Origin of the sequence: Litoreibacter meonggei (assembly GCF_003663885.1) — a bacterium.
Lineage (GTDB): Bacteria > Pseudomonadota > Alphaproteobacteria > Rhodobacterales > Rhodobacteraceae > Litoreibacter > Litoreibacter meonggei.
This window is the reverse complement of record NZ_RCCE01000001.1, coordinates 559,451-572,933: the sequence shown is the minus strand read 5'-3', so window position 1 is coordinate 572,933 and position 13,483 is coordinate 559,451. Positions and strand designations below refer to the sequence as shown.

General features: G+C 58.7%; 13 protein-coding genes. 8 read left to right on the top strand and 5 right to left on the bottom strand.

Features of this window, described 5'->3' with window-relative positions:
- The first annotated feature begins 30 nt into the window (after positions 1 to 30).
- The 5 genes from BCF46_RS02790 (at position 31) to BCF46_RS02770 (ending at position 4,960) form a co-directional block, all read left to right on the top strand.
- Entirely contained in the window at positions 31 to 591 is a 561-nt protein-coding gene (locus BCF46_RS02790; protein WP_121021482.1) for a tetratricopeptide repeat protein, read from the top strand.
- Positions 592 to 640: 49 nt separating this feature from the next.
- On the top strand, positions 641 to 3,445 hold the full coding sequence (locus tag BCF46_RS02785) for a helicase-related protein (protein ID WP_121021481.1): 2,805 nt from the start codon (positions 641 to 643) through the stop codon (positions 3,443 to 3,445).
- Positions 3,442 to 3,819 carry an RNA-binding S4 domain-containing protein gene (locus tag BCF46_RS02780; protein ID WP_121021479.1) on the top strand — a complete coding sequence of 126 codons (378 nt, stop codon included), beginning with the start codon at positions 3,442 to 3,444 and terminating at the stop codon, positions 3,817 to 3,819. The genes BCF46_RS02785 and BCF46_RS02780 overlap by 4 nt, the downstream gene beginning before the upstream one ends.
- Positions 3,820 to 3,870: 51 nt before the next feature.
- Positions 3,871 to 4,209, top strand: a complete 339-nt coding sequence (gene fdxA / locus BCF46_RS02775) for a ferredoxin FdxA (RefSeq protein WP_089944108.1) — start codon at positions 3,871 to 3,873, stop codon at positions 4,207 to 4,209.
- A gap of 235 nt (positions 4,210 to 4,444) precedes the next feature.
- The gene (locus BCF46_RS02770; RefSeq protein WP_121021477.1) at positions 4,445 to 4,960 is read left to right on the top strand and encodes a CarD family transcriptional regulator; all 516 of its coding nucleotides are present in this window, start codon (positions 4,445 to 4,447) and stop codon (positions 4,958 to 4,960) included.
- A gap of 67 nt (positions 4,961 to 5,027) precedes the next feature.
- Here BCF46_RS02770 and cobS read toward each other — a convergent pair whose 3' ends face one another.
- A complete protein-coding gene (gene cobS, locus BCF46_RS02765; protein ID WP_121021475.1) occupies positions 5,028 to 5,798 on the bottom strand; it encodes an adenosylcobinamide-GDP ribazoletransferase in 771 nt (256 codons plus the stop codon).
- An 80-nt stretch (positions 5,799 to 5,878) separates the two neighbouring features.
- Here cobS and cobT point away from each other — a divergent pair, with 80 nt between their 5' ends.
- Positions 5,879 to 6,886 carry a nicotinate-nucleotide--dimethylbenzimidazole phosphoribosyltransferase gene (gene cobT / locus BCF46_RS02760; protein WP_121021473.1) on the top strand — a complete coding sequence of 336 codons (1,008 nt, stop codon included), beginning with the start codon at positions 5,879 to 5,881 and terminating at the stop codon, positions 6,884 to 6,886.
- Here the strand turns inward: cobT and BCF46_RS02755 are convergent, their stop codons facing one another.
- Positions 6,887 to 8,767 (bottom strand): cation:proton antiporter domain-containing protein, encoded by a 1,881-nt coding sequence (locus BCF46_RS02755; RefSeq protein ID WP_121021471.1) that lies wholly within the window; start codon positions 8,765 to 8,767, stop codon positions 6,887 to 6,889.
- Between the two features lie 125 nt (positions 8,768 to 8,892).
- Between BCF46_RS02755 and BCF46_RS02750 the strand changes: the two genes are divergently transcribed.
- Positions 8,893 to 9,291, top strand: a complete 399-nt coding sequence (locus BCF46_RS02750) for a DUF1801 domain-containing protein (RefSeq protein WP_121021469.1) — start codon at positions 8,893 to 8,895, stop codon at positions 9,289 to 9,291.
- Here BCF46_RS02750 and BCF46_RS02745 read toward each other — a convergent pair.
- From BCF46_RS02745 to BCF46_RS02735, 3 genes are read right to left on the bottom strand one after another with little or no spacing between them, the layout of a single operon-like run.
- The gene (locus tag BCF46_RS02745) at positions 9,288 to 9,797 is read right to left on the bottom strand and encodes a GNAT family N-acetyltransferase (protein WP_147435931.1); all 510 of its coding nucleotides are present in this window, start codon (positions 9,795 to 9,797) and stop codon (positions 9,288 to 9,290) included. The two genes, BCF46_RS02750 and BCF46_RS02745, sit on opposite strands and share 4 nt — an antisense overlap.
- Complete coding sequence (kynU, locus tag BCF46_RS02740; protein WP_121021465.1) at positions 9,755 to 10,948, bottom strand: kynureninase; 1,194 nt, start codon at positions 10,946 to 10,948, stop codon at positions 9,755 to 9,757. The genes BCF46_RS02745 and kynU overlap by 43 nt, the downstream gene beginning before the upstream one ends.
- A 10-nt stretch (positions 10,949 to 10,958) precedes the next feature.
- Positions 10,959 to 11,711 carry an SDR family NAD(P)-dependent oxidoreductase gene (locus BCF46_RS02735; protein ID WP_121021464.1) on the bottom strand — a complete coding sequence of 251 codons (753 nt, stop codon included), beginning with the start codon at positions 11,709 to 11,711 and terminating at the stop codon, positions 10,959 to 10,961.
- A 192-nt stretch (positions 11,712 to 11,903) separates the two neighbouring features.
- Here BCF46_RS02735 and BCF46_RS02730 point away from each other — a divergent pair, with 192 nt between their 5' ends.
- Positions 11,904 to 13,478: a Re/Si-specific NAD(P)(+) transhydrogenase subunit alpha gene (locus BCF46_RS02730; RefSeq protein WP_121021462.1), complete on the top strand. Its 1,575-nt coding sequence runs from the start codon at positions 11,904 to 11,906 to the stop codon at positions 13,476 to 13,478.
- The last annotated feature ends 5 nt before the right edge of the window (positions 13,479 to 13,483 follow it).

The window sequence follows — 13,483 nt, the reverse complement described above, 5'->3', positions numbered from 1 at the left end:
TGCAGATCACCCGCTAGAGTTAAAGGCGTTATGAAAGTTTCAAGCACCCTCCTCAATATTTTCGTTACGGCATTTCTGTCGGTTTCGTGTTTTGCCCTGCCAAGTGTGGCGGATGAGACGAAGTTGGACGGACTTTACGCCGAACTGGCCCAACCTGATTTGGAGGATTGGGAGAAAGTTGAGAGGCAAATTTGGCGCGAATGGTCGCGCTCCGGCTCCGCGTCGATGGATTTACTTCTACGTCGCGGGCGCAACGCCATGGAGAAAGGTGATTTTGCCAAAGCGATTGAGCATCTGACGGCGCTGACAGATCACGCACCGGATTTTGCCGAAGGATGGAATGCCCGTGCCACCGCGTTTTTCAACGCTGAAAAATTCGGGCTTTCCATCGCCGACATACAGCGCACATTGGCGTTGAATCCACGCCATTTCGGGGCGCTACAGGGTCTTGGCCGCATCCTTGAAGAACTTGAGCAAGAAGAAGACGCGCTTTCCGCCTACAAGGCCGCCGCCGCTATACATCCCCACCGCGAGGGCCTAAAAGAGGCCATCGAGCGGTTGGAGAGAACGGTCTCCGGTCAAGACATCTAATTCCACAGCAGGCTGGCTCATTCCGGCCTCTGAGCACTAAGGGCCAGATATGAGCCAACAGGCACGCATCACGGCGGTTCTTGGCCCGACCAACACCGGCAAAACCCATTACGCGATAGAGCGGATGCTGGCGCATCGTACCGGCATTATCGGCCTGCCGCTGCGCCTTTTGGCGCGGGAGGTTTACGACAAGATCGTCGCCTTGCGTGGCCCGTCCGTCGTGGCGTTGATCACCGGTGAGGAACGGATTGTTCCTGACCGTGCGGCCTATTGGGTCTGCACCGTCGAGGCCATGCCCGAAGGCATGGGGGCGGATTTCCTCGCGGTTGATGAAATCCAGCTATGTGCTGATCCAGAGCGGGGCCATGTCTTTACCGACCGGCTTTTGCGGTCGCGCGGGTTGCTTGAGACGCTGTTTATGGGCTCCGACACGATGAAAAGTGCCATCGCCGCGCTGGAGCCGAAGGCGCAGTTCTTGCGGCGGGAGCGATTCAGTGAATTGACCTACACAGGTTCGAAAAAGATAAGCAGACTGAAGCCACGCAGCGCGATTGTCGGGTTTTCGGTTGAAAATGTATATGCCATCGCCGAGCTGATCCGCCGCCAGAAGGGCGGTTGTGCCGTGGTGATGGGCGCACTTTCCCCCCGCACGCGCAATGCACAGGTCGAAATGTACCAAAACGGCGACGTAGACTACCTTGTTGCCACCGACGCCATCGGCATGGGGCTGAATCTGGATGTGAGCCACGTGGCGTTCTCGGCCTTGTCGAAATTCGACGGACGGCGGATGCGGCGCTTGCAGCCCAACGAGTTGGCCCAGATCGCAGGCCGCGCGGGGCGCTACATGCAGCCCGGCACCTTCGGCGTGACAGGCGAGGCACCGGATTTGGAAGCGGAGGTGGTGGAGGCCATCACGTCGGCGCGCTTCACCCCGATTAAAAAGCTGCAATGGCGCAATGACCGCCTTGAATTCGGATCCATCGGTCGCTTGTTGCAAAGCCTTGAGATGCGCACAGATGAAGACTGGTTGAGCCGTGCGCGTGATGCCGACGATGTCGTCGCCCTGAAATCGCTGCGCGACGTCACGGAAGTGGACGCGCGCGTATCGACACCTCATGACGTCAAATTGCTCTGGGACGTCTGCCGCATTCCTGATTTCCGCGGGATCAGCCAAGGGGAACACGCCGCGCTTCTTGAGGTTATTTTTGGCTACCTGCACGACAAAGGGCAGGTGCCGCGCGACTACATGGAGCGCCAGATTGCCCGCATCGATCGCACCGATGGGGACATTGATACGCTGTCAAAGCGACTGGCATATATCCGCACATGGACCTATGTGGCGCAACGCAAAGGCTGGGTGCAGGACGAAACCCATTGGCGCGGGGAAACCCGTGCTGTAGAAGACCGCCTGTCGGATGCCCTTCACGGGGCGCTGACGCAAAGATTTGTCGACCGGCGCACTTCAGTGTTGTTGCGGCGGTTGAAGCAGAAGGAGAGCCTCGTGGCTGACGTGAACGACAAGGGTGAAGTGACGGTTGAGGGCGAAATGATCGGCCGTCTTGATGGGTTCCGCTTCCGGCAGGATCAAACCTCCAGCCCGGACGAGGCGAAAATGTTGCGCCAAGCAGCCCTTGCGGCGCTGACACCGCATTTCAACCTGCGCGCGGACAAATTCTACAACGCGCCTGACACCGAGATGGACTTCACCGAGCAAGGTGGCCTGATGTGGGGCGAAATGGCCGTTGGCAAACTGGTTAAAGGCGCAAGCGCTTTGAAGCCGGAAGTCGACGCCTTCGTGGATGAAGAGGCCGGTGCGGACGTGGCCGAAAAGGTCAAGCGCCGCCTGCAACACTTCATCGACCGCAAAATTGCGGCGGCGTTCGAGCCGATGATGGCGTTGGCGAATGACGAAACAATGACGGGCCTTGCAAAAGGCTTTGCGTTCCAGATGTCGGAAGCGTTGGGCGTGCTGACCCGCGAGTCCGTCGCCAATGACGTGAAAGCGTTGGATCAAGACGCACGCGGCGCGTTGCGCAAGCATGGCATTCGGTTCGGCCAATTCACCATATTCATGCCGCTGCTGCTGAAACCTGCGCCGACACGGCTGCGTCTGGTGTTGTGGTCGCTTCAAAAGGATTTGGCGGAGTTCCCTGAATCGCCGCCCCCTGGTTTGGTGACCGTTCCTGCGGTCAAAGATGCACCAGACGGGTACTACACCCAAGCGGGTTACCGTCTTGCCGGCGATCGCGCGATCCGTATCGACATGCTGGAGCGCCTCGCGGATCAACTGCGCTCTGAGGATAGCCGTGGCGGGTTTGAAGCCAAGGCCGACATGCTGTCAATTACCGGCATGACGCTTGAGCAGTTCGCCAACTTGATGGGCGGGCTTGGCTACAAAGCCGAGAAGGGCGAGCGTGCAAAAGTGAAGGCGTCTCCGACCCCTGAAAAAACGCCAGAGGTACCTCCACAGGAAACTCCAGTACAAAAACCCGACGAAAGCCCGACCGAAGCTCCGGTTGAAGCGCCGGACAATGCTCCATCGGAAATGCCTCCGGCTGACGTTCCCGTAGAAGTGCCGGAAGCTGCGGTTCCGTCCGCTGAAGCGCCAGAGATGGAGGTGTTTTATACCTTCACATGGGGCGGATTTGGTACACGCAAGCCGCGTGAAGGTAGCCGCCCACAGGGTGACGCTCCGCGTGGCAAACCCAAACCTCGTGGCAAACCCAAGGGCAAAGGTGGTCCGCCTCGCGATAACAAATCTCAAAACTATCAGGCGCGCCCTCCCAAGAAGGAAAAAGCCATCGACCCTGATAACCCGTTTGCGGCAGCCCTTATGGGGCTGAAAAAAGACTGACCGAGGACGCATCAAAAATCCGCCTCGACAAGTGGCTCTGGCATGCGCGGTTTTTCAAGACGCGCACGCTTGCTGCTAAGCAGGTGAGTGGCGGCCATGTGAGGGTCAACTCGAACAAAGTCGACAAAGCTGCCACCAAGGTGGGGGCCGGGGATACGCTGACTTTTCCACAAGGCAGCCAGATCAGGGTTGTAGAGATCGCGGCTTGCGGCACCCGCCGCGGGCCAGCGCCAGAGGCGCAGGCGCTCTATCTGGACAAGACAACGGTGCAGGAGGCCAAGCCGAAAGCCTTTGGCGCGGACCGTGTCGGGGGCCGCCCAACTAAGAAAGATCGCCGCAGTCTGGACCTTTCACGGGATCGTGGCCTTGAATGATCCGTCAGTCAGGATTAGGAAAAACGCGACAAGCTAAATCGGACACTGCTCATGACATATATCGTCAACGACGCCTGCATCGCCTGCAAATACACGGATTGTGTTGAAGTCTGCCCCGTAGATTGCTTCTACGAGGGTGAGAACATGTTGGTTATCCACCCTGACGAGTGCATCGACTGCGGTGTGTGCGAACCTGAATGCCCCGCTGACGCAATCCGTCCGGATACCGAGCCGGATATGGAGAAATGGGTCGAGTTCAACCGCAAGTATTCCGAAATGTGGCCAGTCATCATTACCAAGAAAGACCAACTTCCCGAAGCAGAAGAGCGTGACGGTGAAGAAGGTAAGCTGGAGAAATACTTCTCCGAGAAGCCCGGCGAGGGTGGCTGAGGCGTATTACGCGCCGAAAAAACACGAAATCAACGGCTTGGTGGCACCCAAAATCGACATGGCTTTCGATAGGGGCGATTCTGTGATATGGTGTTGTCAAAGGACAAGTAGCATCTACACGACGTTTCACTCAGATGCTTGAACTCAGATATGATCGAAGATTGACCGGAGGCACTTCTCCGGCCCGTCTTTTTCGCTGTTTAAGAAGGGCGTTTCCAAGCGGGAACGAATATGAATGAGCAAGAAAAAACAAGACTTTAGCCCGAATGAATTCGTTGTTTACCCAGCACATGGCGTAGGCAAGGTTGTTAACGTTGAGACACAGGAAGTCGCCGGTATCGAACTGGAACTTTTTGTCGTGGCGTTCGAAAAAGACAAGATGACCCTGCGGGTGCCCACTCACAAAGCGATCGAAGTCGGCATGCGTCCGTTGTCGACTCCTGACTTGGTTGCTCAGGCGTTCAAGACCCTGAAGGGCAAAGCCCGCGTAAAGCGCGCCATGTGGTCGCGCCGTGCGCAGGAATATGAGCAAAAGATTAACTCTGGCGATCTGATCGCTATTGCCGAAGTCGTGCGCGATCTGCACCGCCACGGCGACCAGCGCGAGCAAAGCTATTCCGAGCGCCAGCTGTATGAGGCTGCGTTGGAGCGTCTGACCCGCGAAATCGCGGTTGTGCAGGGTAAGGACGAGCCGTCTTCGATGAAAGAAATTGACGACGTGTTGGTCAGCCGGACGGTAACCGCAGCCTAAGCCCCGCTTTAGCCGAAATTGAAAGCCGTTCGCCAAACTTGGCGGGCGGCTTTTTCCTTGAGGTGGCTTAAAGTACCAGCACGCAAATCGCGCCAAGGATCGCGATTTCTGCGACCTGTTGCGTGGCTCCGAGAATGTCACCGGTTTGGCCGCCGATTTTGTGTCGGGCCAGGGTTGCGCAAACTGTCAGTGCCATGACGGCGACCAGCAATAGCCACAAACCCGAAAGACCGAACCCAAGCACCGCCGCGACGGTGCTTAAACCCGCAGCAATGCGGGTCGCTGGCTTTCCGGGGCGGCCCGTGAGGCTGGAGAGTCCCGACTCGCGGGCATTGGGCAAAACATCCATCACGTAAGCCATTGCCGCGCGCGAGGTGATTGCGGCCACCAGCACCGGCGTCCACAGCCATCCCGCTGCCAATAGTGCTGAGAGTGCGCTCCAGCGCAGGGCGAAGCCCGTGACCAGCGCAATGACGCCGTAGGCCCCGATATGGCTGTCTTTCATGATTTCCAATCGGCGCTCGGCGGTGCCGCCGCCCCAAAGCCCGTCAGCGGCATCGGCCAACCCGTCTTCGTGCATCGCGCCTGTCAGCATGGTGAGGCTTAGCAAAACGGCTGCCGCGACCATGCCATTGGGCAGGCCGATGCGGGCAAAACCTGAACCAATAATGCAAGCCAGCACTCCGACCACGAGGCCGACCACGGGGTAAGCCCAAGCTGCCATCGCTGCTGGGCGGGCTTCATTCCAGTGGCGTTCGGGCAGGGGCAGACGGGTCAGCAGGCCAAGGGCTACCCAAATATCGCCGCCTTTCGCGGGGGTCGTGTCGGAATTGTCCATAAGGTGACGCGGCCATCTACTTGTGTCTGTGTCTCTCAGGGGTAAACAGTTGCAACAGTTATTACAATTGCGAGCAGACCATGGCCCAGTTTTCCACCCTGTCCGAATTCGCGGCGCTTCTGGCGGCGGCGCCTGATGTCGATGCGCAAGCTCTTGTCGGCGCTCAGGAGCGCAACGCTCAGTTGACCAAACCACCCGGAGCTTTGGGCCGATTGGAGGAGCTGGCAATATGGTATGCCAGCTGGCGCGGCGCGGAGCGACCCAGCCTTGACGCGCCGCAGATCGTTATATTCGCGGGCAACCATGGGGTTTGCGCACAAGGGGTATCGGCGTTTCCGCCGGAGGTGACCGAACAAATGGTGGCGAACTTCGAACACGGTGGCGCTGCAATCAACCAATTGGCGAAAACATTTGGGGCGAAGATGGATGTGCACGCACTGGAGTTGGACCGGCCGACCGCTGATTTCACCCAAGAGCCTGCAATGAGCGAGGCAGACTGTGTTGCCGCGTTGCTGACCGGTTGGAACGCGGTGGACGCGTCGGCAGACCTATTGGTTACGGGCGAGATGGGGATCGGCAATACCACGACGGGTGCAGCAGTGGCCGCTGCCCTGCTTGGTGGTGCGGGTGCTGACTGGGTCGGTCGCGGCACCGGCGTGGATGACGCCGGAATAGCCAACAAAGCACGCGTAGTTGACGAGGGGTTGGCGCTGCACAAGTCTCGTGTGCCATTAGACGTCCTGCGCTGTTTGGGCGGTCGCGAGTTGGCCGCGATGGTAGGGGCGATAGCGGCGGCACGGGCGCACCGCATTCCGGTTATCCTTGACGGGTTCATCTGTACGGCGGCGGCATCGGTGTTGGAAAAGACCCGTGCAGGCGCGTTGGATCACTGCGTGGCAGGGCACCTGTCCGCAGAAGGGGCGCACGGAAAAATGTTGGACGCACTTGGCAAAAAGCCGCTGCTGTCGCTTGGCTTGCGTCTTGGCGAAGGCTCTGGCGGTGCTGCGGCGATTGGTGTTTTGAAGGCGGCGGTGGCTTGTCATTCCGGCATGGCCACATTCGCCGAAGCAGGAGTCAGCGACGGCTGATTATTCCGCGGCCTCTGCCGTTTCCGGTTTGGTCAGTTTCGCCAAAAGCTCCACTTCCAAATCACGGTTCAGGGCCTTGGCGCGCTCCAGATAGGCTTCGTTTTCGCTGACAGGTGTGTTGGGGTCCCACAGCTCGGCAAGGTCCGACATGGCGTGGCGGTCCATGCGGAAGAAGGCCACTTCTTGCTCGTGGGCATCGTGTTCGGTCAGGCCCAACTCCTCCAAAACGTATCGTCCTGCACGCAGCGAGCTGTCGAACATTTCCCGCACGATCTTGTCTGCCCCCGCTTTGTAGAGCTCAAACACGTGAACACGGTCACGCGCACGGGCGATGATTTTCAGGTCGGGACGCTCTTTACGGGCAAATGCCACAATTTTGACGGCAGCCTTGGGATCGTCCAAGGCCACAACCAGCACCTTGGCCTCGGCTAAGCCGGCAGCATGAAGCATTTCGGGTCGTGTGGGGTCGCCAAAGTAACCTTTAAAGCCGAACCGCCGCATCAACTGGATCAGGGGAAGATCGTGGTCGAGCACCGTTGTTTGAAAGCCAGAACTTTGCAGCAGCCTATTCACGACCTGACCAAAGCGGCCAATGCCTGCAATGATGATCGGTTGCTGGTCGTCGATATCGTCATGAGGCACCGCGTCGGCTTGCTCCAGAAAGCGGTGTTGCAGTTTGTCGTACGCGATGAACAGCAGTGGCGTCAGCAGCATCGATAAGGCGATGACCAGAAGCAGGGTTTCCGACATGTCGGTGGGCAACACGTTTTGTTGCACGGTAAAGCTGGTTAACACGAAGCCAAATTCACCAGCTTGCGCCAACCCAAGGGTGAACAGCATCCGGTCCCGACCTTTGATCTTGAACAAGATAGCCAGCACAAAGAGGACACTGGCCTTGATCGCCATCATCCCGAGGGTCAGCCCGATGATCACGAACGGGGCGTTCATTAATGTGCCAAAGTTAATGCCCGCGCCGACTGTGATGAAGAACAACCCCAGCAGCAGCCCTTTGAAGGGCTCGATGTCGGCGGCCAGTTCGTGGCGGAACTCGCTGTTGGCCAGCACCACGCCGGCAAGGAATGCCCCAAGGGCGGGGGACAGACCCACCAGTACCATCAACGCCGCAACCCCTACGACGAAGAGCAGCGACACAGCCGTATACATTTCGCGCAGCCGCGCGCGGTGGATGTAGCGAAAGATCGGACGGGTCAGATAGTGGCCACCGACCACGATGAGGATGATTGCGGCCAGCGTGACCAATGTGACGCCCCATCCCGGCAAACCTTCCAGCATGTGCATGACATCGCTGGCCGCGCCATGATCGGTGTCCTGATGGGCATCTGTCATGGCTGCCCGTGTGTTCAGTCCGGGCCAAACAAGCAGCGGAACCAGCGCGAGCATCGGGATGACGGCAATATCTTGAGTGAGCAACACCGAGAAGGCGGAGCGCCCGCCATTGGTTCCCATCAACCCCTTTTCATTGAGTGTTTGTAATACGATAGCGGTCGAAGATAATGCAAATATAAGTCCGATTGCGGTGGCGCCTTGCCACGGAACGCCCAAGGCCATGGCTGCGGTGAGGATCAGACCAGTGGTCAGGCTGACCTGCAGCCCTCCAAGTCCAATCAGCCGGTGTCGCATACCCCAAAGGGTGCGTGGTTCCAGCTCCAACCCGATTATGAACAACATCATCACGACACCGAACTCGGCAAAGTGTTGCAGGTTTTGGGTCTCTGATCCGACCAATCCCTCTAACGGGGCGATTATGATGCCTGCAGTCAGATATCCCAAGACAGACCCCAATCCCAGACGCACAGCCAAGGGAACCGCCACGCAGGCGGCAAGTAGATAGAGCGTTGATGCGAAGAGGAAGGAGTCCATTTATTTACCTTGTGTCGAGCTTGTCGGAAGCAAACGCTATTTAACGCGGAGCGTCCACGCGGAATATAGCAAGATTTGTAACACCTGTGTGGGTTAGGATTGTGTTACGTAAGTAGGAAGTGATCATGGCCACAAAAGATGCTCTCCCCGCGGAAGTTGCAAAAGCGTTCGCTGCCATGCCGGATGGTATCGCAGATATTCTTCGAAAAGCACGGCTGGATATATTGCGCATAGCAAGCACCGCCGAAGGTATCGGCCCGCTCACCGAGACCTTGAAACGGGGCGAGCCTGCGTACCTGACCAACGCGCCCAAAACGGGAACGACTTTGCGGCTGGGCCTGATTGGCGGACGGGCCGCGGTCATGGTTCCGTGCAGTACTACGATTCTAGAGGACGCCCGCGCGGTGTTCGGCGAGTTGCCAGAGTTTTCGGGCAAACGGGGGGTGATCCTCGGGGGTGAGCAACAGGTGTTCGACTATATCGTCAACGCGGCGTTGAGCTACCATATGCGTAAGCGCCGCTAACAGCCCCCAAGGACCTTTTCCATATGAAAGTTCTCAATGTTTTGCCCGTCTCGCTGAACGACACGAGCCTCGACGACGGACCAACCTTGACGCAAGAAAAACGGGCGGGCTAGATGGCTGGCTTCGACGGATAGAACCCGGTGGCCGTGCCTGTGGGCCGCGGCTTCGATTTCCTCATAAAGCTGCGCGGCGACCCCGACTCCCATCACATTCGGACGCACAAACGCCATGTCTATAAGCCCGTTCCGCGTTAGCGTCATAAACCCAATAATTTCGGTGCCCTGCAGTGCAATAAATGCCGTGGTGGCGCGATGTTTCGCCTCCCAGCCTTCGGGCATTTGCGCAGTAGGTACCCAAGCCGCTTGCTGGGCGGGGGTGTAGTGATCGCCAGTGCCAGTGTGGACGGCCTGATAAAAGACGTCGAAGGTCGCTGGTCCGTCACCCTTTGCGAACGGCCGTAGCGTTAGGTCACGCGGGAGCGTATTCTGTAGGCGTCGCGGTCCCAAAGCTGTCCCTCCATGATCTCTTGCAGGGTGGTCGCGGCGCGCAGGATATCGTCCTCGCCCACATACAGGGGGGTGATGCCAAATCGCAGAATATCCGGCGCGCGGAAGTCTCCGATAACCCCGTGGGCGATCAGCGCCTGCATGATGGCGTAGCCCTCTTCATGTGCGAAGGACACCTGACTGCCACGCTGCGCCGCGTCGCGCGGGGAGGCGAGCGTCAGCTCGGGGCAGCGGGCCTCGACCTCGTTGATGAACAACTCCGAGAGCTCGACAGCGCGGGCGCGCACGTCTGCCATATCGACCATCTCCCAGATATCCAGTGCGGCTTCCAGCGCCGCGATCTGGATCACGGGTGGCGTGCCGACGCGCATCCGTTCGATCCCCGCGCCGGGCTTGTAGTTCAAGTCAAACGCAAAGGGGGCTTCGTGGCCAAGCCAGCCGGACAGGGCGGGGTTCACCACCTCTGCATGGCGCGGGGCCACATAGATGAACGCCGGGCCGCCGGGACCGGAGTTGAGGTATTTGTAAGTGCACCCGACCGCGAAATCGGCATTTGCAGTTGCAAGATCAACAGGCACTGCACCTGCCGAGTGCGCCAAATCCCAAACGGCAATCGCCCCAGCCTTATGGGCCAATTCGGTGAGGCGGTTCATATCGTGCATCCGGCCAGAACGGTAATCGACCTGCGTCAACATCATCACCGCGATGTCGTCGCCAATGGATGCCTCAACGTCCTCCGGTGCGACGACGCGCAATTCCAAGCCGCGATCCAGCATCCGGATCAGCCCTTCGGCCATATACAGATCAGTCGGGAAATTGCCGCTGTCGGACAGGATCACCTTGCGGTCGGGTTTCAGCTCCAGCGCGGAGGCCAGCGCCTGATAGACCTTGATCGACAGGGTATCGCCCAGCACAACATGGCCCGCTTCCGCGCCGATCAGTTTGCCCACGCGGTCGCCCACGCGGGTCGGTTGCTCCATCCAACCCGCCTTGTTCCATCCGGTGATCAGCATCTCGCCCCATTGGTCGCGCATCATCGCGTCGACGCGGTCTTGCGCCGCATAGGGCAGGGGACCAAGGGAGTTGCCGTCCAGATAGGTCATGCTCTCGGGCAGGTGAAACATCGCGCGTGTTTTCTTGAAGATTTCCATTGTCGTGTCCTTAAACCTGTCCGCCTGCGATTTCGATTGTCTGCCCGTTGACCGAGCCTGATCCCGCGCCACAAAGCCAAAGCGCCGCAGCCCCGATCTCGTCCGCTTTGATCAGCCGCTTGTGGCGGTTGGAGCGGACCATGGTGCCAAGCGCATCTTCTTCGCTCAACCCCGCGCGTTTGGCAATCTCGGCGGTGTTGCGGGTGACGATTTCAGTGTCGACATATCCAGGGCACAGCGCGTTGAACGTGTAGGGGCCACCCATATAATCCTCGCTCAGGCCACGGATCAGGCCGATCAACCCATGTTTGGAGGCGGTGTATGCGGGCGCGCCACGCAATCCGCGAACACCGGCAATCGACGACACCGCGATGACCCGTCCCCAATCGGTTGTGAGCATCGAGGGCAGGCAGGCCTGAATGGTCAGCATTGCGCCATCAAGGTTGGTCGCCATGGTGCGACGCCAAAAATCGAGATCCATCTTTGTGATGCTGCGCCCCTCGGCGATACCGGCGTTCGGCACGCAAATCTGGACCGGACCACGGGCTGCGACGGCGTCTTCGACACCCGCGACCACTTGCTGCGGCTTTGTGACGTCCATCACCAGCGGGTGTAGCCCGTCGGTTGCGACGTCTTGCAATACATCCATGCGGCGACCGGAAATCGTGACCTGCGCCCCTGCGCCTGCCAAAGCCTGCGCAATCGCCAAGCCGATTCCTGTTCCGCCACCTGTGACGAGCGCGTGTTTGCCTGAAAGCTCCATAAGATCCCCCTTGTATTGCCCTCACCCTAACGTGCCAGAAGGGCGCGTCCAGCAAGACATATTCTTGCAATGTGACGTTGGGTCCGCGAAGTATACTTTCGTAAGCGTCAAGACCGACTTGTGATTTTCCGGTTGCGACGATATTGACGCTCATCTGTGCGTGACATTCACTTAGACGATGGGGGACCCTCTATGAAAATCGGGGCACCGAAAGAAACATTCGAGGGCGAGGCGCGTGTCGCCATGACGCCTGAGTCTGCGTTGCAAATCCAGAAGCTCGGCCACAGCTGTGTGATCGAAACTGGCGCTGGCGCATTGGCAGGCTTTTCCGACAAAGCCTATAAAGATGCGGGCGTAGAGGTCGTAAAGACCGCCGCCGCATTGTGGAAGGCCGCCGACGTCGTCGTCAAAGTGCGCCAGCCTGATGCGACCGAGAGCAAGCGGCTTCGCGAAGGGCAAACCCTGATATCGTTCTTCAACCCTGCCGCCAACGAGGCCGGCATGGAAGCCGCCAAGAAGGCGGGTGCACGGGTCATCGCCATGGAAATGGTGCCGCGTATTTCGCGTGCGCAGAAAATGGACGCACTGTCCTCCATGGCAAACATCGCCGGTTACCGCGCTGTCATCGAGGCTGGCAACAACTTTGGCCGCTTCTTTACAGGGCAGGTGACTGCCGCTGGTAAAGTGCCACCCGCCAAGGTGCTGGTTGTCGGCGCAGGTGTGGCTGGCCTTGCCGCCATCGGCACCGCGACCTCGCTGGGTGCCATTACATACGCGTTCGACGTGCGGCCGGAAGTGGCCGAGCAAGTTGAATCGATGGGCGCAGAATTTGTATTCCTCGACTTTGAAGAAGAGCAGGCGGACGGCTCCACATCGGGCGGTTATGCCTCGGTGTCGTCGCCAGAGTTTCGCGAAGCACAGCTCGCCAAGTTCCGCGAGTTGGCCCCAGAGATCGACATCGTGATCACAACTGCGCTGATCCCGAACCGCGAAGCGCCAGAGCTTTGGACCGAAGACATGGTGAAGGCCATGAAGCCCGGTTCTGTCATTGTGGACCTTGCCGCCGAGAAGGGTGGCAACTGCAAACTGACAGTCATGGACGAGAAAATCGTGACCGACAATGGTGTGACCATCATCGGCTATACCGACTTCCCGTCGCGGATGGGCGCGCAAGCGTCTACGCTTTATTCCAACAATATCAGACACATGTTGTTCGATCTTACGCCGGAAAAAGACGGCGTGATCAATCACAACATGGAAGACGACGTGATCCGTGGTGCGACCGTGACCTTTGATAAAGAGATCACCTTCCCGCCACCGCCACCAAAGATCGCAGCTATTGCGGCAGCGCCTAAGAAGGCGAAAGCCCCTGAACTGACACATGAGGAGAAGGCCGCCAAAGAGGTCACCGAATTCAAGCAACAAACCAAGACGCAAGTCACCTTGCTTGCAGTTGGTGCGGTGCTGTTGCTGGGGGTCGGCCTTGTCGCCCCTGCCAGCTTCATGCAGCACTTCATCGTGTTCGTGCTGGCAGTCTTCGTCGGTTTCCAAGTGATCTGGGGCGTGGCGCATTCGCTGCACACACCGCTGATGGCCGTGACCAACGCAATTTCGTCGATCATCATTTTGGGCGCTTTGATGCAGATCGGGTCAGGGTCGTTCCTTGTGATCTTGCTGGCGGCGTTGGCGGTCTTCATGACCGGCATCAACATATTCGGCGGCTTCCTCGTGACACGGCGCATGCTCGCCATGTTCCAGAAATCGTAAGTAGG